Raw genomic sequence first — 23,322 nt, forward strand, 5'->3', positions numbered from 1 at the left:
TGATTAGTTCGCTCCAGATTGCAAACAATTGACAAAAATTGCAGTAATGTCTGTTTCTATAAGGGTTTCATCCCTTATAACCCTGTCCGTTGCATAAGACAAACCGAAGAGATCAAGAAATTAACTAATTAATTTAACCTTCACCCCCCACCCAGTCAAACCAAGTTTAAAAGGTGAATGGTTTTATTTTCCCAGTACAGGGGGATAGAGCTTCTCGTTTTTCGGGACGAGTCCTGAGATAATCTTCTAACCAAAAACAACCTCGATCGAGCAATTTTTGTAAATAATTATATTCTGTTTCTAAGGGCCAGCGATGCTTTTGACCATCCCTAGAAATAATCACAATTTCTTGACCATCAGGACTAAAAGTGATCCCATAGACGATATCTTCTTCTATTTTAAACTCGGAGCGCAAATTTCCGTCAATGTCCCAGCGTCTAGCTGTACCATCCCTTGAAATAGCAGCGATTTTCTCACCATCGGGACTAAAACTAACTCCATAAACGGGAAAAGAATCGGTTTTAATCTCCTTTAAAAGATTGCCCTGCAAATCCCAAATTTTAATCTTTCCCCGAGTAGCGGTAGCAATTTTTTGATGATCGGGAGAAAACACCAAATCATAGATAATACTATCATCAACTGTCCAAGAATTAATTAATTGAGGCCGATAATTACCTAAATGCCAGTATTGAACTTTTCCCTCGCTTGTTCCCGTGATTATTGCTGTTCCCTCTCCATTAAAAGCAAGACTATAAATCGGTACTTGACTAGCAGTAAATTCTTGAAGCATTGTTCCTTTTTGACTCCAGATTTGTACTTTTCCATTTCTTCCTGTAATCGCTATCTGATTACCATCAGGATGAAAAGCAATACTATAGATTGAGCGCATTTTTGTGGCAAATTCTCTAATTTTTTTTCCCTGGGAATCGAGTAAAGTAATCTGACCATCTTTGTTAGCAATAGCGATAATATTGCCCTGGGAATTAATGCTAACGCTGGTATTATCGACCCTAGTTTTATTTAAATTGTTCAGCTGCCAAATTTTAGCCGTTTCATCACTCGATCCAGTTACCACCTCTTTTCCATCTTGACTAAATACAGCAGTAAAAACTGATTCTTGATGTCCTCTGAGAGTAGTTATTTCTTCCCCTTGCATTCCCCAAATTTTAGCACTACCGTCACTAGATGCAGTAATTATAAACTGTCCATCAGGACTAAAATTAACACTGTTGACAAAATCTTGATGTCCCCGGAAAGTAGCTATTAAATTTCCCTCTAAATCCCAGATTTTAGCAGTTTTATCGGCCGCTGCCCCGGCAATTTTTTGACCGTCGGGACTAAAATTAACACTATAAAAAGCCTCAATATTTTCTTGACCTAAACTCAAGATAATTTTACCTGATAAATCCCAGATTTTAATCGTACCATCCCGGGAAGCGGTGGCAATTTTTTGACCATCGGGACTAAAACTAGCTGCATCTATCGATCTTTTATGTCCCTTAAATACCTGTAAAGTTTCACCTGATAAATTCCATAATCTAGCGGTTTTATCCCTGGAAGTGGTGACAATTTTTTGACCATCGGGACTAAAACTAACACTATAAACTGATTCTTGATGGTCAGGATAGGTGACTAAATTTTGCCCTTGCAAGTTCCAAATTTTGGCGGTTTTATCTTCGGAAGCAGTGGCGATTTTTTGACCATCGGGACTAAAACTAACACTATAAACTGCTCCCTGATGACCTGTCAAAGTTTGAATATTCTCACCTTTTTGATTCCAAATTTTTACCGTCCCATCTTGGGAAGCAGTGGCTATTTTTTGACGATCAGGACTAATACTAACACTATAAATAGTTCCCCGGTGTCCTTGCAGTTGGTTTTTTTCTTGAATACGATCTAAAATTTGTTGTAGGGTAATAATTGGACTTGTAGCAGGATATTTACTCAAGGTTTGCCCATCAGTAACGATATTTTTTAAACTATTGACTGCTTGCATGGCCGCAATTAAAGATTCTAATTGTTCAAATTGAAATTGTTGCCAATCACTATCACCCTTGCGCTGTAATTGAATACCTAATTGAGCGGTTTCTACTTGCTGCCACGCTTGTTTTACCTGAATAAAAGCTAAGAGAGAACCCAAAAGAGAAGCAATTAAAATTACCGAGCCAATTTGAATTCTTTTCGTAGCTTTTTGGTGAGCAATTGCTAGAATTTTATTAGCTTGTCTCTGAGTTTCTAGACTAATTTCTGCCTCTCTTTTATCAAGATTTTGACTAGCAGTTAAAAACTGATAATCAAGATTACTTAAGCTTTTTCCCTGAGACCAATCGAGGGCATTATTTAAAGCTTTTCCGCGTAAAAGCCGCGATTCATCGGTATAATTAGACTGTTGCCAAGCGGCGATCGCTTCTGAGTAGGGACGCAATTGCTCTAATTGTTTTTCCACCCAATTGAGATTAAATATTTCTCGATAAATAGGATTATAAACTACTAATTTATTATCCTTTTTTACCACCAACCCCGATAACCTTAATTCCCCTTGTTCTGGACTATCATCGCACAGGATTGATCCCTTTTCTAAAATTTGTTGATAGATGCCTAACAAACGACCCGCTTTGTCTTGATTTCTTAACAAGCGATCGGCAATAGTTCGCAGATGCACTGGTTCATCTTGAGATTCCCAATTATTAATAATTCTTTCTTTGATCAGCGTCTCAATATCTAAATTACTTTCCCGCAATAGCTGACAGATTTTCTGGGTTAAAAATGGCTGTCCTCCCGTCCAAAAAATAATTTTTTCTAAGCAGTCGGGTTGATAATTACTTTGACCGGATAATCCCGCAGCTAGAGGAGCAATTTCTGCAAGATTAAATCCCGTTAATTCGATCGCTTGGCCGATATTAAAAGATGTTTGCGTCTTTTCGCGAATTAAATCTGCTGGGGTAGCCACACCGAATAAAGCAAAAGTAATTCTTTCATACTGGGAATTTTCCGCTCTTTGGTTATAACAATAACGAATCAGGGAAAAAAAGTCATCTAGAGAAAACTGTAAACTGAGAATTTTATCAATCTCGTCAATAAAAATATATATTTTCTCTCCCCGACAATAAACTAATAAAACTTCCTCAATAAATTGTCCCAAACGCTGCACGGGGGGTAAATCCTCTCGCTCGCGCAACCAGGATTTAAGATTAATTTTTCCCGTCAGATTAAATCCTAAAAACAAACGGGTGATCACGCCGTTATACCATTGGGATAAATTATCATTGCTACCAATACTGGTTATATCTACGGACGCGCAATCCCTGCCCAATTGCTGTAAAATATGAGTTACTCGTACCCTTAAACTGGATTTGCCCATCTGACGACAGTTAAAAACGTAGCAAAATTGACCATTTTTCAACGCCGTTAACAGTTCTTGATCGGCATTTCTCTCGATATAGGTAGGATGGTTATAAGCAAGACTACCCCCGACACGATATTGATAATTCATGATTCTTAAACAAAATTATTTCAATGTCACCAAAAGAAATAAAATAGACAATTGTGATTTAGATATCTATAATGCAAGGATAATCGCTATTGACAACCTATCCCCAAGGCAATTATGAAGAAAACTTTTTTCACCTCCATCGCCGTCAGTGCCACCCTCGTCAGTGGTATTGTTTTAGGTACTCTTGATGCCGGCAGCGCCTCCGCTTGTGCTTTCTCTCAAGCTAAAGGCATTTTGGGCAGCAATACCACCTTCCATGTGGATCCTAACAAACTTATTTTAGGGGTTGCCGCCGCTACAGGAGCAATCACCCTAGCTGGTGTTTTAAGCTACCGTCGTTTTCACTCTGCGCAGCCTCCTGAAGATACCACCGGTAACCTGCCGGCGGTATTTCCTATCCCCATTCCCCCCGCAGCTTTAAATCAGGCAGTGGAAGTGGAAGAAGCGGCAGAAACCAGCAAAATCTCCTAAAAATCCGCTAGATTTCCTCAAAAAAGGTGTTGGCATCCCCGCAGCTTTCCCGCTAGGCAACACCTTTTTCTGGCTAATTGTGTCCCAGTTATCAGAATTTCCAGCCATTTTTAAGTTATGTTAAAAGGTGCAACCCTACCACCAGAGGTAAAGATGGGCAACTCCACCACATTTTCCGACACCCCACTTCACAAAGATCATCACACTTGGGAGCATTTAAAACAAGCCATCGCCGCTAGTTCCGGTTTTCGGCGTTGGCAGCAAGAACAACTAGAATCAGGTAAAAATAGAGACGATGCTGATGCTCGCATTTGTTCCTATCTACGCGAAACTTTAGAAACTTTAGCCTACTAGATTGATGCTCCCCAGCTATGACGGCATGGGGACTTTTTTTGTCCGTTTAAGCTAATTTGCGGGTCTTATTTTCTGCGAGCTTCGTAACCCAATAACCAGACAAAAGCGACAATTAAAGGCAGGAAATAATAAATAGCTCGATAGGCGATTAAAGAACCGAAAAGCTCGGCATTAGATACATATTCGGGGCGTAATCTCAGCATGATAAACTCAAAAACACCTATTCCCCCCGGCACATTGCTTAATACCCCTGCTGTCATGGCAAATACATAGAGACCGAAAAATCCTAAAAACGAAGTATTATGGTTGTCTGGGAGTAGAAGATATAGAACTCTAGCGGCTAATATCCAATCAATAAAAGTCAACAAAATCAAAGCCAAGGAAAGAGTCCAAGAGGGTAAATAGATATTTTCTTTGCCGATTTTTATCGGTTTTTTATAAGTGAGAGTCAAGAAAAAATAGCCCGTAACCAGCAATAAAAAAATTACTCCTAAAGGTTTAGTAGTTAAAAAAGGTAATTTTAAAAGTTGAGGAATCCGTTGGGGATCAACGAGGAAACTTACACCACCAATCCCTAACATTCCTAACCAAAAGCTTAAATGGGTAAAAGTGATGACTTTGGCAATATCCACCACCCCCACCCCCGCAGGAGTATAGAAACGATAACGGATCGCTGTCCCAGAAAATAAGGTTAAACCAATGGTATTACCAAGGGCATAACTGATAAAAGCAGTACGGATAATAGTGCCTAAAGCTAAGGGATGATTGATATAATAAAAACCTAGGCGATCATAACCCGTCATCGACAAATAACCCAAAGCCATCCAAAAAACAGCTTCTAGCTTACGACTTGTGGTAATATGATCCAAACTAGCCAAGAGTTGGGCAAAAGTGTAGTGTTTAAATTCTTGACTAATTGCCCAGACCGCTAGAATAAACAAACTCAAGGACAGGATAATCGGAGCAAAACGCAGGATTTTTTTATACATCTTATTTTTTACTAATTAAAATGAGAAAATCAAAGCTAGATTTAGCTAACCATTTAAATCGATCCCGAAAAAGGAAATATAATAAATTCTTGACTTCCTCCTTATATTTAACAACTATTCTGGTTTTATGTTATCTAGTTTATCTCAATCTTCCTTGGTCTTTCCATCTTTTTGTGCGTTGGGCGACTAAAGGGGGTGATTTAGACAAAATTCCTGCCAAATTTTATGCAGAACTTAATCAATTATGTTTGAGGGCAGATAGTAGGGGCGAAGTAAGAACGAGAAACTATACAGAATATACAGAAATTGCCGAATCTCTTGGTACATTTAGATGTACTTTAGTTAATGGTGGTCAAGAGTGGTTAATAAAAGATTATTACTCTTTTGATTCTGTTGATGAAGCAACTTTAGGCACTCAGTTGGCGGTTTTTATCGTCGAGATTTTAGGAACGGATTATGGTTATAGAATCCGCGCTCGTATTCCCAGATACTAAGGAGCAAATAACTCCTGAAAAAAAACCTGTAAACCTAGGGATGGGTTCTGCACCCATCCTTAGAAAAAATTAGTTTTCCGATAGGGGTTTGGATCGGGAAGGCCGAGGGATAGGGGATTGTCCGGGGGCAAAAGGTCGCTTTTCTCCTTCCCCTTCCGGTCGAGAATATCTATCGGCCGAGGGATGACGATTTTTATCAAAAGGCTTTTTAAAACCTCCCTTACCCATCGGTTTTTTCTTACTGGCAAAACCGAGGTCTAAACCTTCCAAAATGGTTAAGGCATCTCCTTTCAGTTGTATCTGAAAATCCCAAAAACGACCGATCGGTTTACCTGGTAAAGTGCCGCGCAATTTTAGTTTAAAAAACTTGGGTTTGTCCGCTTCAGTTTTGGGCATTTGTCGGATTTTGACCACTACCGCTTGATTTTCCCGTTCAGTAAAGATGACTTCGCCTCGAATCGAAAAATAACCCGGGGTAGAAGCGGGTAGAGGCTCTATCTCCTGATCATCCTCTTTTTTCAGGGTTTCTGGTTCCCAAACACCGACAATCTGAACATGAAGGGCATCATTTTCCTGACGGGTGCGGGGATAAACCACCCAAAGATGGGGTTTTTCCAGATCGAGATGATTTTTAACCAAACTGATCACCCGACCGAGAATCACAGAATCGATCAGAGTACCATCGGCAGTTAAAATATTGCCTTTAGTTAATTGTTCCTCCGATCGCTGATAATGGCCATAGACGAGACCGATCGCCCGATACTGCCGCAGATGACTGGGAGGGGGGATCGGTTGTTGACGTTTGACTTCTTCGGGGGTGGCTGACTCTACGGCTGAGTCAGCCTCAGTATGGGGGGACTCAAGGGGGACTTCCTGAAATTCCACTTCAGGAGTCGGGGGGGTTTTCGGTGATTCGGTAAACCGATTCCCAGGACGATTCATATCACACTCCTAGCGGCGGAGACACATAGTAAATTAGTAATCAAGCAAGTCAAAAGCGCGATCTGGGGGGTTGCAATAACCCTCTAGGGCGAATCTACTGGCATCTAATATATTAAGAACCATGATCTTCTGACTGTCAACCTTATCAAAACCCTTTTGAGTCTTGACTGTCTGCCCATTGTACTCATTGACACTCCCATCGCGCTCATGCGAGGGATTCTTGGTTCAACGAGTCCACTTAAACTAGATACCTTGCGTTATCCAACCCAGAGGTGGTTCTCTCCCCAAGCATTACTTTTCGTATGCCCTACGATAGTCCCCCCTTGCCTCCCCCCCCTGCCCCCGACATCGGGGGGGGGTTGGGGGGGCAAGGGGGGTACAAAATTTGCTTGAATTGAAACGTTAGCTTCAAATACTGCTTTGTCTAGTTCCTGTAAAGATTTTACCTACTCACGGGTGAGAAACTAGAACTATTGAGTAGAACCCCATATCTTTAATTGTCAAGGTGCAGATAGCGTAGTGATTAGACTACATGGGTTTTTAAAGCGGTTGATTACCCTATCCGCTATACTCATATAGTAGCTATTTAGCCTAAGTAGGTCAAGACCCTTAAAAGAAGAAGTTATTCGAGATTTTTTCAGGAGACTGGACGCTTATTTTTAACCGTGCTTCGTATTATTGAGCCTTGACATTGAAGCCCCTCGAAATGTGTCGAAGTGCTGTTTTGTATTGGCGCTTGGTTTCATCCCGTCGCACTAAGCGCTTCGGGTCTTCACCCCGACATTTGAGATAAAGAGCGGCGAATTCGATCGATCCCCTGATCAAATCTCCAGATTTCCATAACATTTTCCTGTCTGTCCCCTCGCACCCCAGTGTATGAAAGCCTCTCTCTCTAACCGTCGTTGGCTGTCCATCGGTCTCATCCTGATGTTATTTGCCTTGCTGTCTTTCTCAATCATGCCGCTATTGGCTTCTATTCTCCAGAGTCAGCACTCCTCGGGCCAGAGTCATCTGTCCGCAGTGAAACAAGAGGAATTAGCCAGTCAAGCACTGGGTTATCAGATGGTTTTAGAGCGTGAACCCGATAATCAGACGGCTTTGCGGGGATTATTAGATATTCGCCTACAGCAGGGCGATTTAAAGCAAGCGATCGAACCTTTAGAAAAATTAGCGCAACTTAACCCCCAACAATCCGATTATCTACTACTTTTAGCGGAAGCAAAACAGCAAATAGAGGACTATGCAGGAGCCACAGCCAGTTATCGCAGCCTTTTGGCCTCCCATCCCCAAAATCTACGGGCCTTAACTGGATTAACTAATTTGTTTCTCAGCCAAAACCGCCATACCGAGGCGATTAGTCTAGTCAAAGACACGATTGATCGTGCTTTAAAAGCCGCTGCCGATCCCAATAATCCCGCTAGTTTAATCGATATCGTTTCCGTTCAGTTACTTTTAGGCAAAATCTATTTCGAGCAGCAAAATTATCCGGAAGCTTTAAACACCTATAAACAAGCTCAACAGATGGATGTTAACGATTTCCGACCGATTTTAGCGACGGCGATCGTACTAAAAGAACAGGGCAAAAATCAAGAGGCTCAACCCCTCTTTCAAGAGGCTCTCAGTCGCGCTCCTTTTGCCTACAGAGAGGAGATTCAGTCCCTAATCAGGAGTCAGGAGATAGGAGTCAGGAGATAGGAGTCAGGAGATAGGAGTCAGGAGATAGGAGATTATTTTATTTATTCTCCCCATACCCCACACCCCACTTCCCATAGTTTTGTAACGGCAATTTTTGCTAAAAATCAATAAATGTAAACTTTAATCACAAGCTCGATCGAGTCCCGACAAAGGTGTTATATTAAAAACATAAAGGCACAAGGGAAGCGACTCAACTTCCTTTCAGGCAAAAAGACCTAGAGCCTGTGCCACCTGCTCTAGCTCAACGCAACAGCTAAATCGGACGCAGATTCTCAAAGTTTGTAAAGTAAAGTATGGTTTCGCCTCTGTTGCTCGATATAGGACAGATGGAGTGAGCCGTAATCAGCACCTGAGTCGGTAAACTGAGAAATCTTGATAGTTGACAGATAGACTGTTGTGGTTTCCGTAAACCTCTATTATTTTGAGTCCGTTAATTTTTTAGGAGTCCATATCGTTTGTACAAGATAAAGCCCGCCTCCCTAGGCGGGCCTATTGTGTTTTTAGAAAACCGCCACGAGATATTCCTGTAACTGCAATTGATAACCTGCCTGTCGCTGACAGGGATAATCAAGGGAAAACTCAGGTAAAGCTAATAGAGAACTTTTTTGACAACTAACTAAAGCCACATCGAAACGACAGGTTAAATCGGACCATTGGGGATAAAAGGAGAGAAATATCTGGGCAGCCTCGTAAATTCTCCCCTGTTTACGGTCATCGATTGCTAATTTGCCCCCTAAATCCCAATTGCCGGCGCTGCGGGTTTTCACCTCGACAAAAGCGAGAATCGCCTGAGATTTAGATAAGACGATTAAATCGATTTCACCGCCGCCACTACGCCAACGACGCTGGAGGATATGCCATTGCTGTAATTGCAACCAATCCGCCACCAAATTTTCGCCCAATTCCCCCACGGTTGTCATATTCAGTGAACAGTTATCAGTAAACAGTTATCAGTGAACAGGGAACAATATTGATTTATTGTCCTGTCTTCTGACTCTGAACTCCTGACTACTGGCTACTGTCTCCTGTCTCCTAACCAAGCAGGACAATTTTCGATTTTTACAAGAGGTTTATTACAAAAGTCCTTCTAGACGACGACGGATGCTGTCTAACTCCGCATCGGGAATCTCGGAAAACTCCTCCTCGGCGGGGGGGACTTCCTCTTTTTGCCAATCCAACTCCTCGGCATTGCTTTCGGGGGGAATTACCAACATACCCGCTTCAATCATTTCCGCTTGATAGCCAGCGCTGCGACAAAATTCTGCCACTTCCTCCGAATCAATTTTCTCTACCGTGGGAGTCGGAAAATCCTGGGCCTCTAACAACAGCGCATAACGGGTGGCATCATCTTCCGATTCAAACATCAACACCTTATTGATAGCTCCCATTTGAATGGTGTGGATACCTTCGTTTTCTGTGCCTGCGTTAAAAAGTAGTACAAATACACGCATAATTACTATTAGCGATCGATAAGCAGTGGTCGTCTATGCTCATTTTACCCCCCTTCTCGATCGCTAATCCTCAGCAATTTTAGTTTCTTGTCAACCACTTTTGACCGTTAAGCCGTTGCAGGGTGTAAAACAACAGTAAATCAAGACTAACTTTCCTTTCATCGATCATAAATGATTCAAGTGTACTAGGTTTAGCACCGCCCTCAGCTTGAGAAAAAGCTTTTTTGCCATTGATGTCTTCTTCTAAAAAATAAATGCTAAATTGACGCATTCCCCCGAGCCAATTGCCAGTTAACTGCCAACAGGGAGAGCTAGAAAAGCCCTGCACGGGAATTTTATCCTGTTTAAAGGACAGCTTTATATCAGTTATACCCAGCTTTTGCAAGGCGGCAGCCAATGCGGGCTGAAAATGCTGCTCGATAAATTCAGCAAAGGGTTTTTCCTCAACGGTAGGCTCCTTGGGTTTTTTAGCAGCCGCAGGTTGAGCCAGTTTTGCTGCTTCTGCTGCCGGAGTTGCTGGGGTGGTGGTTTCTTCTGCCATAGGAATTAATCAGGAATGGGTAGGTAGCTACAATTATATTTTCTCCCGGGTTATCAGTTATCAGTTTTTTTAGCTAAGTAGTGTAGTTGGGTGCTAAAAACTATCATATCCCCCCGCCTAAGCTGTATTGAATTTAAACTGCGTATTGGAAATTTTAGTACAAATGCTCAAACTAATTCTCCCGTTAACGCTTATATTCAGCAATATTACTGATTTTTTGGTATTCTTCCTCCGAGTATAAATCCGCCGGAGAAGCAAGGCGATCAAGAAAGAGGATTCCCTCCAGATGATCGTATTCGTGTTGAAAGATGCGTGCGACAAAATCCCTGAAAACTTGACGGATTTCCCGACCATTGCGACCAGAATAGGACACCTCAATCCACTGATGACGGGGGACAAAACCGCGCCAATTGGGGACACTGAGACAACCTTCCCAACCCTTGACCATTTCCTCGCTCACCTGCAAAATACGCGGATTAATCATGGCAGTGGGTGACATGATCGGAGCGTCGGGATAACGAGGATTGGGACCAGAAGCAACGATAAACAGACGCAGAGACCGAGCAACTTGGGGCGCGGCGATTCCCACCCCGTGGGCAGCTTGCACCGTGGTAATCAGGGAATCGATCAAATTTTGACAGTCAGAATCGAGAAGATTATCGATCTCCGGTGCTTTTTGCTGTAGAATTGGGTTTCCTAATTGGGTGATTGTTAAAACTTGTGTCATCTGTATAAGGATTAATTGTTTCGCTCTGAAAATCATTTTATCGTCAACGGCAAAATCTCGCTAAACTGATAAGGTTTCCCCGCAGCAGCACTAGAGCAACTTTGTTAATCAAAATTAACCGTGGATAGCAGCACCCAACAACTTTGGCATAATCTCCTAGAGCGTCTAAAATTACTATTAACCCGTCCCGCTTTTGAGACTTGGTTTCAAACGGCAACGGTTAAAGAATGGCAAAACGATCGCTTAGTAATTCAGGCTGCCAATCCCTTTATTCTTAACCATCTTCAGAAAAATTATCTGTCAACAATTGCCGAAGTAGTGGAGGATATCGTCGGTTATCCCGTCGAGATTCAACTAACGGCACAACAGGGGGATTCGATCGCTATTTTCCAGCCTAACAGTAGCTTAGAATCAGAATTACCGCCCAGTAATCAACTTAACCCTAAATATAATTTTTCCCGTTTTGTTGTCGGTCCAACTAACCGCATGGCCCACGCGGCTGCTTTAGCGGTGGCGGAATTACCCGGACGCGAATTTAACCCGCTTTTTCTCTGTGGTGGTGTGGGATTAGGTAAAACCCATTTAATGCAGGCCATCGGTCATTATCGTCTGGAATTATATCCCCAATCCAAGGTTTTTTATGTATCGACGGAACAATTCACGAATGATTTAATCACCGCTATCCGTCAAGATAGTATGGAAAGTTTTCGTAATCATTATCGTCATGCTGACATATTATTAGTGGATGATCTGCAATTTATTGAAGGAAAAGAATACACTCAAGAAGAATTTTTTCATACCTTTAATACCCTGCACGAAGCGGGAAAACAGGTAGTTTTAGCCTCCGATCGCCTCCCCAAACAGATTCCCAGTTTACAGGATCGTTTAATTTCTCGCTTTTCTATGGGATTAGTCGCCGATATCCAAGCACCAGATATCGAAACTCGCATGGCAATTTTACAAAAAAAGGCCGAGTACGAAAATCTGCGTCTCCCAAGAGAAGTTATCGAATATATTGCCGTTAATTATACTTCTAATATTCGCGAATTAGAGGGGGCATTAATCCGGGCTACTACTTATATTTCTATCTCCGGATTGCCGATGACGGTAGAAAATATCGCGCCGGTTTTAAATCCACCAATGGCCAAAATTGCCACTTCTCCTGAGATTATTATGGCGGTAGTAGCGGAAAAATTTCAACTCTCGATCGCTGATCTAAAGGGAAATTCCCGCCGACGAGAAATTAGTTTTGCTCGACAGATTGGGATGTATTTGATGCGTCAACACACGGATTTAAGTTTACCGCGCATTGGCGAAGAATTTGGCGGCAAAGATCACACCACCGTTATTTATAGCTGTGATAAAATCAACCTTTCCCAACATCAAGATCGACAATTACAAGAAATCTTAGCGCAACTAATCGAGCGAATTAACTCCCTCAGTCGCAATCAGTAGTCGGAGGGAATTATGAATTATGAATTGGGGAGATGGGGTTTTTCAGTAAACAGTAATCAGTGAACTGAAAACTCACATCTGATAACTGATAACTGATAACTGATAACTGAGATTAACTACAGGGGAATAAACTGGCAATTGTAGCGAGGAGACGAGAGGTCATGGGTAAACTATCGATCACCATAGCTGTACATAATAACATCATGTAAAGAATGGAATATTTAAACAGCGATCGAGCCATGTCTCGATCAAAAGGATTCTGTTTTAATTGCCAAGCTTTTTTCAGGAAAACAAACCCTAAAACCGAAGCCGCTAGACCATAAACCACACCACAGGCAGCCAAGGGATAAATCAGGAGGAAAGTGAAAGGAACGACGATTAAAGTATAGAGCCAAATCTGTTCGCTAGTGGCTTCTTCTCCTTTAACTACGGGCATCATCGGGATATCCACTTCTGCATAATCATCCTTGATCATTAAAGCTAAAGCCCAAAAATGGGGAGGAGTCCAAAGAAAAATAATGGCGAATAAAATCCAGGGAATCCAACCGAGATCGCCCGTTACTGCCGCCCAACCGACGAGAGGAGGAATCGAGCCGGCTGCGCCGCCGATAACAATATTTTGGACACTATGACGCTTGAGCAGATGGGTATAAATCAGCATATAAAATGCGATACCGGTCATTGCTAAAAATCCGCTCAAAGTATTGACAAAAAAGACAAAAAGTGCTAGGGAAAGGGAAGCTAAAACGAGGGCAAAAATGAGGGCGTGGAGGGGTTGCACGCGGCCGGAGGGAATAGGACGGGCGCGGGTGCGAAGCATGGTGTGATCGATGTCGCGATCATAGATGCAGTTTAAGGTTTGAGCGGCGGCGGCGGCGAGAGTGCCACCGAGGAGGGTAAGAAAGAGTAATAGGGGGGAAACCTGACCTTTAGAGGCGATTTCCATGGCAGCGGCCGTGGTAATCAGCAGTAGAGGAATAATTCGCGGTTTAGTGAGTTGATAATAACTTTTAGCGACTTGTAAAAAATTATCGTGGTGGCGAAGGGCTTGAGTTCCAGTCATCGTGATTAAATCCTTAGAGATGGCTTATAGGCGCGAAAGAACGATCGCGAAGGGCAAAAGTGGTAAAAGCGACGAGGGTTCCCACCAATAGCGCACCGATGCTGTGGTGGGTAATGGTTAAGGGTTCCACCTGGAGATGTAGTTTCAGGGTGGCAACGCCTAAAAACACCTGTAGGGCGACTAATCCCCCGGCGCTAAAAGCTAGTTTTTTGAGGAGAGGATGGATAGCGGCAGCTCGCCAAGCGAAGAAAACTAGGGTTAACACCGAGATAGTGGCGGGAAAAACCCCGATAATGTGGCTATTCATCACCGTGCAGAGTTGGGAAACCGTTAAACACTGATGGGCTGCCCAACGGGAACCGACGAGACCGCCGAGGAGACATTGCAGATAAACTAGACTGGTGGCGACCATTCCCATCCCGGTTAGTTTTCCGACCGTACCTGTGCCACGGTAGGGAGTCAGACAAATAGCAATGACGATTAAGGTGGCAAAAAAGAGCAAAGCTGTGGCTAAATGGGCGGTTACGATGTCAAATCGCAGTAATTGGGTGACGGTTAATCCTCCCAGGACTCCTTGCAGGAGAATTAAAGCCAAGGCGGCGATCGCAGATGGCAACAGCCAAGTAGGAAGATGGCGACGATACCACCAAGACAGACCGACGAGAGCGATCGTACTAAACCCGATCAAAGAGGCATCGAGACGATGAAACCACTCCAGAAATACCTGTAGATTCATCTGCTGACTGGGAATCCATTGACCGTAACAGAGAGGCCAATCGGGACAAGCTAAACCGGCGTTCATAACTCTGGTGGCAGCGCCCACCACCATGAGGGCGAAAGTAGCGATCGCAATTTTCCAGACTAAGCGGCGCATCCACACCTGAATATTGCCGGTTTCTCTTAGGGGTGTCGGGTTAAAAACAGATTCGGTCATCGGTTTGCCTGTTCTCAAGGAGTCTGTCATCAAAGATCCTGGCTTTGTTTGCCAGTCAGTTATCACTGTGAATGAGTTTTTTTACGACTGGTAAAACCTTTTAGATATTCTTTAGATTTCTGGCCATTTCCGTTACATTTGTTTACATAAACTCAGAATAAAACATAAAAATTAGTTATTTTAAATACTTTCCCCGAAAACGATCCCAAAGAAAAGATAAAATTCTCAGAAGATGCTGGTTAAATTTCCCATCTATAGGGGAATCATGTTTTAGCCTTGAATAAGTAGCCACTATTAAAAATATTGAAAAGACCGTGAAAATTCCCAGCAGTATCCTGACGCTCGTACTCGGGATCACCTTAACCTTAATTAGTCTCTGGTATGGCCAAAATCATGGCTTAATGCCTGTGGCCGCTTCTGAAGATGCTCAGGAGATAGATAATATCTTTAATCTGATGATGACCATCGCCACGGGACTATTTTTAATAGTTGAAGGCGTGATTATCTATATAGTGATTCGCTTTCGCCGTAAACCGGGGGATCAAACCGACGGGCCGGCAGTGGAGGGCAATGTCCCCCTAGAAATCTTCTGGACAGCCATCCCGACGGTAATCGTTTTTATCCTTGCCGTCTATAGCTTCGAGATTTATAACAATATCGGCGGTCTCGATCCCTTGATTTCCAAGGGTGGCAAAGGAGAAATCGCCCACCACGGTCATCACCACGGCACGATGATGGCCCTGGGCGGCGATCGCAGAGTAGCCCTAGGTATCGGCAATTCCTACGATGGTGAAGGAGTTCCCCCCCTAGTGGTCAATGTTAAAGGTATTCAATACGCTTGGATCTTCACCTATCCCGAAACCGGCATTGTTTCCGGAGAACTGCACGCTCCCGTCAATCGTCCCGTGCAACTGAATATGGAAGCAGGGGATGTGATCCATGCTTTCTGGGTTCCCCAATTGCGTCTAAAACAGGACGTTATCCCCGGACAGGAAACGGTGTTATCGTTCACATCCAACCAAATTGGTCAATATCCGATCATTTGTGCGGAACTTTGCGGGGCCTATCACGGCGGCATGAAATCTAGCTTTGTAGTTCACTCCCAAGCCGATTACGACCAATGGGTGCAGGATAACACGATCGCCGAAGTTGACAGCGATCGAACCGTAGCTATGACCGCTAAAGATCGCTCTGATAGTCAATATTTGACCCCCTACACCGAAGAAATGGGCATAAACGGTGAAATCCTCGCCCAAGTTGCCCATCAGCAGCAAATGTAATTTTTCTTGTCATCTAAAATCTTGGCCTTATGACAGCATCAACGGAAATAACCACCCCAGCAACCGTTCCCGAGGTGATCCATCACCGCAAGTGGACAGATTACTTTACTTTCTGCACCGATCATAAAGTCATCGGTATTCAATATCTGGTGACTGCCTTTCTTTTCTTCTTTATTGGCGGTGCTTTCGCGGAAGTGCTGCGGACAGAATTAGCCACTCCCGACCCCGATTTCGTCTCCCCAGAACTATATAACCAATTCATGACCATGCACGGAACGATCATGATCTTTCTTTGGATCGTTCCGGTTGGGGCGGGTTTTGCCAATTATCTCATTCCCCTGATGATTGGGGCCGAAGATATGGCTTTTCCTCGTCTTAACGCTGTGGCTTTCTGGCTTAACCCCCCCGGCGGGCTGCTATTATTATCCAGTTTCTTTGTCGGCGCACCCCAGTCCGGTTGGACTTCCTACCCACCTTTAAGCTTAATTAGCGGCAAATGGGGGGAAGAATTGTGGATTTTGAGCCTTTTATTGATCGGGACTTCTTCGATTTTAGGCTCGATTAATTTCATCACCACGATCCTGAAAATGCGGATTCCTGAGATGGATTTGTACAGTATGCCGCTATTTTGTTGGGCAATGCTGGCCACCTCGACTCTGGTACTGCTTTCCACCCCCGTTCTCGCTTCTGCTCTCGTTCTCTTGTCCTTTGATTTAATCGCCGGCACGAGCTTTTTTAACCCTGCCGGCGGCGGCGATCCGGTGGTTTATCAGCATATGTTCTGGTTTTACTCCCATCCTGCCGTTTATATCATGATCTTGCCCTTTTTCGGCACGATATCGGAGATATTACCGGTTCACGCGCGTAAACCGATTTTTGGTTATCGAGCGATCGCCTATTCCAGTCTCACCATCTGTTTCTTGGGTTTAATCGTCTGGGCCCACCATATGTTCACCAGCGGCACCCCCGGTTGGTTACGGATGTTTTTCATGGCGGCAACCATGTTAATCGCCGTTCCCACGGGCATTAAAATCTTTAGTTGGTGTGCCACTCTTTGGGGCGGTAAACTTAGTCTCAATACGTCTTTATTATTTGGGATCGGTTTCCTGTCTTCCTTCCTCATCGGTGGTTTGACTGGGATTATGTTGGCTTCTGTTCCCTTCGATATCCACGTCCACGATACCTATTTTGTCGTCGGTCACTTCCATTATGTACTATTTGGTGGTACGGCAATGGCCCTGTTTGCTGCCGTTTACCATTGGTTCCCGAAAATGACCGGACGGATGTATAACGAGACTCTCGGTCGTATCCACTTTGTTCTCAGTTTTATCGGTTTGAATTTAACTTTCATGCCGATGCACGAATTGGGATTATTGGGTATGAACCGTCGTATTGCCCTGTATGATGTGCAGTTTCAGGATTTAAATGTTCTTAGTACCGCAGGGGCTTATATTCTCGGTATATCGAGTATTCCCTTTGCTATTAATATGGTCTGGAGTGCCTTTAAAGGTCAACCCGCCGGTCGTAATCCTTGGCGCGCTTTAACCCTAGAATGGCAAACCTCCTCCCCCCCAATTATCGAGAATTTTGAGGAAATGCCGATTCTTTGGTCTGGCCCCTACGATTACGGTATTGATATGGAAGAATCGGAAGCAGCGGAATCAGTACAAGATCTCCTCGCTGAAGTGGGTGCTGAATCCCAATAATCAGTTATCAGTTATCAGTTATCAGTTATCAGTTCACTGATTGCTGTTTACCGAAAAAAAGCTTCCCACTTCCCACTTCCCACTGACAAAAAGCTCCCCGTCTCCTGTGTAAACTAAGGACATTCAATCATGCAAGGTTCAACGCTCGAAGATTCTCAACTCTCTGTCAATTATCATCAGGAAACAGTGGAACACGGACATCATGGCCACCCGGATCATCGCTTATTCGGTGTGGTTTTGTTTCTAGTGGCGGAAAGTTCCATCTTTTTAGGCTTATTTGCCGCTTTCTTGTTCTACCGTACCATGTTACCCGTTTGGCCCCCCGCCGGCACGCCAGAATTAGAATTAACCCTACCGACAATTAACACGATTATTCTGGTGTCCAGTAGTTTTGTTATGCACATAGGACAAAAGGCGATTAAACAAAATAATAACGCCGGTTTACAATTGTGGTTCGGTATTACTGCCCTAATGGGAATTATCTTCCTTTGTGGTCAAGGATACGAATATTATCACGCTGAATTCGGTCTGACAACTAATGTTTTCACCAGCGCTTTTTATGCCTTAACCGGATTCCACGGTCTCCACGTTACCTTCGGTTTAGTGCTAATTCTATCTGTCCTCTGGCGTTCTCGTCAAAAAGACCACTATTCTAGTCAATCTCATTTTGGTGTGGAAGCGGCAGAATTATACTGGCATTTCGTCGATGTGGTCTGGATTATCCTGTTTTTACTGGTGTATATCTTGAGATAATTTTTGTTATTTAGTAGGAGAAAAGGGCGATCAAGCGATCGCCTTTTTTTATATATTTTAACTTACCGCAGTTATCCTATAAGTTATCCTAAATCCAGTTATTACAAACTGATTATTTATTCCCCCTGTTGCCTTTTGACTCTTGCCTTTTGCCTTCAGAAGCTGATAACTGATAACCGAGTAACTGATAACTGATAACTGATAACCGATAACCGATAATTAACGACGACCGAATAAACTCCAACCTTTGCCACCACTAGCGGCCGGTTCGGCTTTTTCAGCGACGGGAGCAACTTCTGCGGGGTTTTCCTCACCGGAAAGATTAGAAAGATCGTAGTTTTCTACTAGGAAAAGAGACGCTTTTTCAATAGTAGAATAATCCCAGAAAAGCGTAGAAGGTAACTCTTGACCGACCCAATCTTCTAGATCACCCACCATCGTTACTGCATCGATCGAATCTAAACCATAACGGGTTAAAGGTTCAGTCACATTAATTGTTTTAGCATCCAAAGATAACTGATCAGCTAACTGTTTAACTAACCAATTTTGTACGAGATTATTAAGATTGGAGCTGGAGTTCATGGGTTTTTTCCTCGGTAGTTTGTGAATGGGCTAATTGAAAAGGCACAATCGAAAAATGTTGATTTTCTTGATATAATTTCAGCAGTTCTTGGGCAACATTTTCTACATACACCTCAGATAGAGTGTAAGGCAGCGGCCGCAGAGTTCGCAGTAATCGGTGTAAACTCAACACCAACCATTCCCCCCGGGCAAAAAATTCCCCCAAGATAGAACGATTATAAAGCCAAGTGTGTAAACAAGCAGAAGCGGCGTGTAAAGTGCAGTATTTCTTGGCAATCTCGAACAATTCGGGTGATTGGTCGTGACCATACTCGAATTTCGATTGACTAATCTTTTCATCGTGAGCATTTAGTTCCTCTAAAACTAAATTACCCAACATCAATAGATTTTCTAATATCTCTGGGTCCACTTCGTCAGAATTTTTCAATCCTTCGAGCATATCAAGGGCAATTTCTAAACCTTGCAGGGAATCATCCATTCCCCGGCCAAATAATTCTAAATTATTGGGTTCAAAGGGAGGAACCGACTTTTCTAGGCTAAAAATCGCCTCTAAACGGGTTTTTAACGCCGACATGGTGCGCGAGTTGCGTTTAGCCCGATATTTGGTTAAAGGACGCAATTGTAGGATTAAAGCATGAAGATTGACGATCGAACTGCCGTCAAACATACTGATAATCGAATTATCCCGCAGTAGCTTCTGGAAGATGCCGAATTCGTGTTCTTCTCGCATATAAAAACGCGATCCCAAGACCACATAAACACTATTAACCATCTCCTCCAGACGGACAGTAACAAAATATTTTACCACCGAAGCCCAGACGCTAAACTGTTCGGGGATAATATGAAAACCTCTCGCGGCCGGAATCGTCTCGCAATCACAAATAAGGATGTCAAGGAAAGCATCCACGAGAGTGCGCCGGGGTTGGGGCAAATCCATCACATTTTTGTTATAAATTACCCGATTAACGGCAAAACCGAGGGTAGTTCTTAAAGCGGTATCGGCTGCCCCGTGGGAAAAAGCAGCGCACAACATTCGGGTGATTTGGAAACCTTTCAGGGCTAATTCTAAACCGTCTCCCTCCTCGCGTAAACGCATGGAATCAGGGACGAAACAATCCTTAAAACCAATGCCACTCATATCCGAGGCCCGCACACCATGGGTGTATATTTTCGGTAAATTATAGTATTTTTCGGGGTCTAATTGCCGTTTATCGACCATAAATAGGGTTAAACACTTTGGCCCGCCGTTAGCATCGGTTTTCGCCAAAATAAAGGAAACTCCAGAGATAGTCGCCCGGTTAATCGGCCATTTCTCACCATTGAGAATATAACCTCCTTCCACCTTCGTCGCAGTCAGATCACCATTGATCAGATCGCTGCCGTGTTCCTTTTCCGAGTAACCCAGACACATCGCCCCATAGTCATCCATGATAAAACGGGCGAGCTTCTGTTTCTGTTCTGGGGTTCCCGCCATCCAGTTTAAAAACGACCAGAATAGGGTAGTAAAAGCGATGCCGATAGTTTGATCCCGTCGAGACAGTACGCGCACAAAAGCGACAAATTCCTCAAAAGAGGTGAACTCACCGCCGCAATCCGTGGGAATGTAGTAGTGTTGGAGTTTCCAGTCGTATAACCAGCGAATTTCCTCGTGGGGAAATTCTTCGCTCTCATCAATTTCGATCACCCGCTTGTAGGATAGAGGGTTATCGGGATTGAGAGGATCGCCTAAGTCTTTTTCCAGTGCCTCAGCAGTCCAGTATTGCTTAAGCTTTTTCATAGTGCCTCTAGGACAGATACGATGTGCTTTTCGTCAATGCCTTCGGTTAGAAGACCCGACCATGCACAAAAATTAATGACCATTCTAGACTTTTGGCCGTACAATGGCAACAATTACGCAATGTGCAACTAAAAACGACAGAATCAGGGTTCCAGAGGATACTTTATCTCTGCCGATTTCTGAAAGCCTTGGCAATCAAGACTAAAAATACAGTGGCACAGGGTGTAAATTATGTAATTTTAAGAAGGACTAAATTATGCCCCTAGTTACGGGAAATGGCTCTAATAACATCATTACTCCATCTTCTGCATCAGCAGGAGTCACTGGATGGTATTCGGGACTCTGGGGGGATGATACCATTTATGGCTATGATGGCAACGATACCATCAATGGTGGCGATGGCAACGACAAATTATTTGGCGGCGCTGGTGATGACTTTATAGACGGCGGATTTGGTTTTGATACCATTGATGGAGGTCTGGGAAATGACACAACATCCTATGCTTTCTATTGGGGACCAATCAATGCTAATTTATCAACGGGTGTAGTTAGTTTCCCCGGTAATTCTCTCCTTACAGACACATTGGTCAGCATCGAAAATCTAATTGGCACTGCTGGCAATGACACCATCATCGGGAACACTGCGGATAATTCCCTCTTCGGTGAAGCTGGTAACGACAGTATCAATGGTGGCGATGGCAACGACAAATTATTTGGCGGCACTGGTGATGACTTGATAGACGGTGGATTTGGTTTTGATACCATTGATGGGGGTCTGGGAAATGACACGACATCCTATGCTTTCTATTCGGGACCGATCGATGCTAATTTAGCAACGGGTGTAGTGAGTTTCCCCGGTAATTCTCTCCTTACAGACACATTGGTCAGCATCGAAAATCTAATTGGCACTGCTGGCAATGACACAATCATCGGGAACACTGCGGATAATTCCCTCAATGGTGGTGCTGGCAACGATACCATCAATGGTGGCGATGGCAACGACAAATTATTTGGCGGCACTGGTGATGACTTGATAGACGGTGGATTTGGTTTTGATACCATTGATGGAGGTCTGGGAAATGACACGACATCCTATGCTTTCTATTCGGGACCGATCAATGCTAATTTAGCAACGGGTTTAGTGAGTTTCCCTGGTAATTCTGTCTTTACAGACAGATTGATCAGTATTGAAAATCTAATTGGCACTGCTGGCAATGACACAATCATCGGGAACACTGCGGATAATTCCCTCTTCGGTGAAGCTGGCAACGATACCATCAATGGTGGCGATGGTAACGACAAATTATTTGGCGGCGCTGGTAATGACTGGATAGACGGTGGATTTGGTTTTGATACCATTGATGGGGGTCTGGGAAATGACACGACATCCTATGCTTTCTATTGGGGACCAATCAATGCTAATTTATCAACGGGTGTAGTTAGTTTCCCCGGTAATTCTCTCCTTACAGACACATTGGTCAGCATCGAAAATCTAATTGGCACTGCTGGCAATGACACAATCATCGGGAACACTGCGGATAATTCCCTCAATGGTGGTGCTGGCAACGACAGCATCAATGGTGGTGATGGTGTTGACACCCTGATTGGCGGCGCTGGCAATGACACCCTGACTGGTGGTGCTGGTGCCGATAAGTTCCGGTTCAATTTCCTCTCCGAGAAAGTTGATACTATCCAAGACTTTTTCTGGACACAAGGAGACAAAATTGAAGTTAGCGCATCGGGTTTTGGAGCCACTTCTCTGAGTCAGATCAGTTACAACGCAGGGAGTGGATCACTTTCATTTTTAGGGACCCATTTTGCCACGATAGCAAACCTTCCAGCTGGTTTTGTGGTTTCTCTTGACGTAGTTCTTATTTAGTCAACCTAGAAACGCTATATATCAAAATTGAGTCATGGATGGAGTCGAAACTTCGTCGCATGACTCAATTTCTTTTTCAACCAGATTTTGGAATACCAGCTATTAGTTGTTGAGCAACTGAAGTAAGGTGGGTATTGCCCACCCTATTGTTGTATGGATGTAAGTTGGATTGCAAGCTCCAGTTTTTAACCAGGTAACGAATCCTCATCAAGAATTTTCTCAATTGTCCAAGGACAATCCACTGGTAAAGTTAATCCACTTTTGCGGCTCGCTTTTCCCAGAGCTTTTTGATAACAATAACCAAACCGTTCTAAGGCATGATTGTAGATTACCTGAGAGCGAAACAGCAAGCTCAATTCTAATCTGAAATTATCTATCTCGTCTGTCCAGTGGGGTAGGTAGTAAGGATGATTCCAGTAGGCGTAAAGTAGCAGGTGACTGAGGAGTTGAATAAGAAAGCTTTCTGCTTTGTATTTGCGTTCATCCACCATTTCCTCTAATTCCTCGGCTAAAGTTTGCCAATCTAAAGTATTGCGATCAGGCGATCGCAGTTTTGCTGCTTGGTCTTGCAGCCAAGCTACATAGGGTTTGCGGCAAAAAGTCATTGAAAAGTACAGGTCTCTTAATCAATGATTTCACTTAGCTACAAGCATAAGCTTTAGTTGTTGATTAATTTTTTAAATTATAACTTATCCTAATCATTGACCGAGAAAAAGTGCTGTTTTTCCATTTCAGA

General features: G+C 43.5%; 21 protein-coding genes. 9 read left to right on the forward strand and 12 right to left on the reverse strand.

What is annotated here, in order from left to right:
- Window positions 1-166: 166 nt before the first annotated feature.
- On the reverse strand, window positions 167-3,493 hold the full coding sequence (locus PN470_RS19715; RefSeq protein WP_272104973.1) for an AAA-like domain-containing protein: 3,327 nt from the start codon (window positions 3,491-3,493) through the stop codon (window positions 167-169).
- A gap of 114 nt (window positions 3,494-3,607) precedes the next feature.
- On the opposite strand from PN470_RS19715, the gene PN470_RS19720 reads away from it, so the two are divergent.
- Window positions 3,608-3,964 (forward strand): hypothetical protein, encoded by a 357-nt coding sequence (locus PN470_RS19720; protein WP_272104974.1) that lies wholly within the window; start codon window positions 3,608-3,610, stop codon window positions 3,962-3,964.
- Between the two features lie 117 nt (window positions 3,965-4,081).
- Window positions 4,082-4,318 carry a hypothetical protein gene (locus tag PN470_RS19725; RefSeq protein WP_002738997.1) on the forward strand — a complete coding sequence of 79 codons (237 nt, stop codon included), beginning with the start codon at window positions 4,082-4,084 and terminating at the stop codon, window positions 4,316-4,318.
- A gap of 65 nt (window positions 4,319-4,383) precedes the next feature.
- Here the strand turns inward: PN470_RS19725 and PN470_RS19730 are convergent, their stop codons facing one another.
- Window positions 4,384-5,307, reverse strand: coding sequence for a lysylphosphatidylglycerol synthase domain-containing protein (locus PN470_RS19730; protein WP_002739398.1), 924 nt, complete (start codon window positions 5,305-5,307; stop codon window positions 4,384-4,386).
- An 89-nt stretch (window positions 5,308-5,396) separates the two neighbouring features.
- On the opposite strand from PN470_RS19730, the gene PN470_RS19735 reads away from it, so the two are divergent.
- Window positions 5,397-5,801, forward strand: a complete 405-nt coding sequence (locus PN470_RS19735) for a hypothetical protein (protein ID WP_272104975.1) — start codon at window positions 5,397-5,399, stop codon at window positions 5,799-5,801.
- A 69-nt stretch (window positions 5,802-5,870) separates the two neighbouring features.
- On the opposite strand, the gene PN470_RS19740 is transcribed toward PN470_RS19735, so the two are convergent.
- Window positions 5,871-6,743 carry a hypothetical protein gene (locus tag PN470_RS19740; RefSeq protein ID WP_271935121.1) on the reverse strand — a complete coding sequence of 291 codons (873 nt, stop codon included), beginning with the start codon at window positions 6,741-6,743 and terminating at the stop codon, window positions 5,871-5,873.
- An 876-nt stretch (window positions 6,744-7,619) separates the two neighbouring features.
- Here PN470_RS19740 and PN470_RS19745 point away from each other — a divergent pair.
- Window positions 7,620-8,438: a tetratricopeptide repeat protein gene (locus PN470_RS19745; protein WP_272104976.1), complete on the forward strand. Its 819-nt coding sequence runs from the start codon at window positions 7,620-7,622 to the stop codon at window positions 8,436-8,438.
- A gap of 500 nt (window positions 8,439-8,938) precedes the next feature.
- Here the strand turns inward: PN470_RS19745 and PN470_RS19750 are convergent, their stop codons facing one another.
- The 4 genes from PN470_RS19750 to def all read right to left on the reverse strand — a co-directional run bounded on the left by PN470_RS19750 (window position 8,939) and on the right by def (window position 11,193).
- Window positions 8,939-9,358 carry a YraN family protein gene (locus PN470_RS19750; RefSeq protein WP_002739402.1) on the reverse strand — a complete coding sequence of 140 codons (420 nt, stop codon included), beginning with the start codon at window positions 9,356-9,358 and terminating at the stop codon, window positions 8,939-8,941.
- 153 nt (window positions 9,359-9,511) lie between these two features.
- Entirely contained in the window at window positions 9,512-9,889 is a 378-nt protein-coding gene (locus PN470_RS19755) for a DUF3110 domain-containing protein (RefSeq protein WP_002755488.1), read from the reverse strand.
- A 79-nt stretch (window positions 9,890-9,968) separates the two neighbouring features.
- Window positions 9,969-10,430, reverse strand: a complete 462-nt coding sequence (locus PN470_RS19760; protein ID WP_103111757.1) for a DUF2996 domain-containing protein — start codon at window positions 10,428-10,430, stop codon at window positions 9,969-9,971.
- 184 nt (window positions 10,431-10,614) lie between these two features.
- Complete coding sequence (def, locus tag PN470_RS19765) at window positions 10,615-11,193, reverse strand: peptide deformylase (protein WP_002778184.1); 579 nt, start codon at window positions 11,191-11,193, stop codon at window positions 10,615-10,617.
- Window positions 11,194-11,277: 84 nt separating this feature from the next.
- On the opposite strand from def, the gene dnaA reads away from it, so the two are divergent.
- The gene (gene dnaA, locus PN470_RS19770; RefSeq protein WP_002792753.1) at window positions 11,278-12,612 is read left to right on the forward strand and encodes a chromosomal replication initiator protein DnaA; all 1,335 of its coding nucleotides are present in this window, start codon (window positions 11,278-11,280) and stop codon (window positions 12,610-12,612) included.
- A 112-nt stretch (window positions 12,613-12,724) separates the two neighbouring features.
- Here dnaA and PN470_RS19775 read toward each other — a convergent pair whose 3' ends face one another.
- Both PN470_RS19775 and PN470_RS19780 read right to left on the reverse strand, forming a co-directional pair.
- The gene (locus tag PN470_RS19775; protein ID WP_272104977.1) at window positions 12,725-13,675 is read right to left on the reverse strand and encodes a heme o synthase; all 951 of its coding nucleotides are present in this window, start codon (window positions 13,673-13,675) and stop codon (window positions 12,725-12,727) included.
- Between the two features lie 13 nt (window positions 13,676-13,688).
- Entirely contained in the window at window positions 13,689-14,609 is a 921-nt protein-coding gene (locus PN470_RS19780; RefSeq protein WP_130757373.1) for a COX15/CtaA family protein, read from the reverse strand.
- 314 nt (window positions 14,610-14,923) lie between these two features.
- Here PN470_RS19780 and PN470_RS19785 point away from each other — a divergent pair, with 314 nt between their 5' ends.
- From PN470_RS19785 to PN470_RS19795, 3 genes are all read left to right on the forward strand, one after another.
- Window positions 14,924-15,889 (forward strand): cytochrome c oxidase subunit II, encoded by a 966-nt coding sequence (locus PN470_RS19785; protein ID WP_002738474.1) that lies wholly within the window; start codon window positions 14,924-14,926, stop codon window positions 15,887-15,889.
- A gap of 29 nt (window positions 15,890-15,918) precedes the next feature.
- On the forward strand, window positions 15,919-17,595 hold the full coding sequence (gene ctaD, locus PN470_RS19790; protein ID WP_002738565.1) for a cytochrome c oxidase subunit I: 1,677 nt from the start codon (window positions 15,919-15,921) through the stop codon (window positions 17,593-17,595).
- A gap of 129 nt (window positions 17,596-17,724) precedes the next feature.
- Entirely contained in the window at window positions 17,725-18,348 is a 624-nt protein-coding gene (locus tag PN470_RS19795; RefSeq protein ID WP_002738397.1) for a cytochrome c oxidase subunit 3, read from the forward strand.
- Between the two features lie 219 nt (window positions 18,349-18,567).
- Here PN470_RS19795 and PN470_RS19800 read toward each other — a convergent pair whose 3' ends face one another.
- Both PN470_RS19800 and PN470_RS19805 read right to left on the reverse strand, forming a co-directional pair.
- Window positions 18,568-18,930, reverse strand: a complete 363-nt coding sequence (locus PN470_RS19800; protein ID WP_002738809.1) for an acyl carrier protein — start codon at window positions 18,928-18,930, stop codon at window positions 18,568-18,570.
- The gene (locus tag PN470_RS19805; RefSeq protein WP_272104978.1) at window positions 18,908-20,707 is read right to left on the reverse strand and encodes an acyl-CoA dehydrogenase family protein; all 1,800 of its coding nucleotides are present in this window, start codon (window positions 20,705-20,707) and stop codon (window positions 18,908-18,910) included. The genes PN470_RS19800 and PN470_RS19805 overlap by 23 nt, the downstream gene beginning before the upstream one ends.
- A gap of 256 nt (window positions 20,708-20,963) precedes the next feature.
- Here PN470_RS19805 and PN470_RS19810 point away from each other — a divergent pair, with 256 nt between their 5' ends.
- Complete coding sequence (locus PN470_RS19810; RefSeq protein WP_272104979.1) at window positions 20,964-22,586, forward strand: calcium-binding protein; 1,623 nt, start codon at window positions 20,964-20,966, stop codon at window positions 22,584-22,586.
- A gap of 185 nt (window positions 22,587-22,771) precedes the next feature.
- Here the strand turns inward: PN470_RS19810 and PN470_RS19815 are convergent, their stop codons facing one another.
- On the reverse strand, window positions 22,772-23,191 hold the full coding sequence (locus tag PN470_RS19815; protein ID WP_103111760.1) for a DUF29 domain-containing protein: 420 nt from the start codon (window positions 23,189-23,191) through the stop codon (window positions 22,772-22,774).
- Between the last annotated feature and the right edge of the window lie 131 nt (window positions 23,192-23,322).

The sequence above is a fragment of the Microcystis sp. CS-574 genome, from assembly GCF_028329095.1.
In the GTDB taxonomy this organism is placed as follows: domain Bacteria; phylum Cyanobacteriota; class Cyanobacteriia; order Cyanobacteriales; family Microcystaceae; genus Microcystis; species Microcystis ichthyoblabe_A.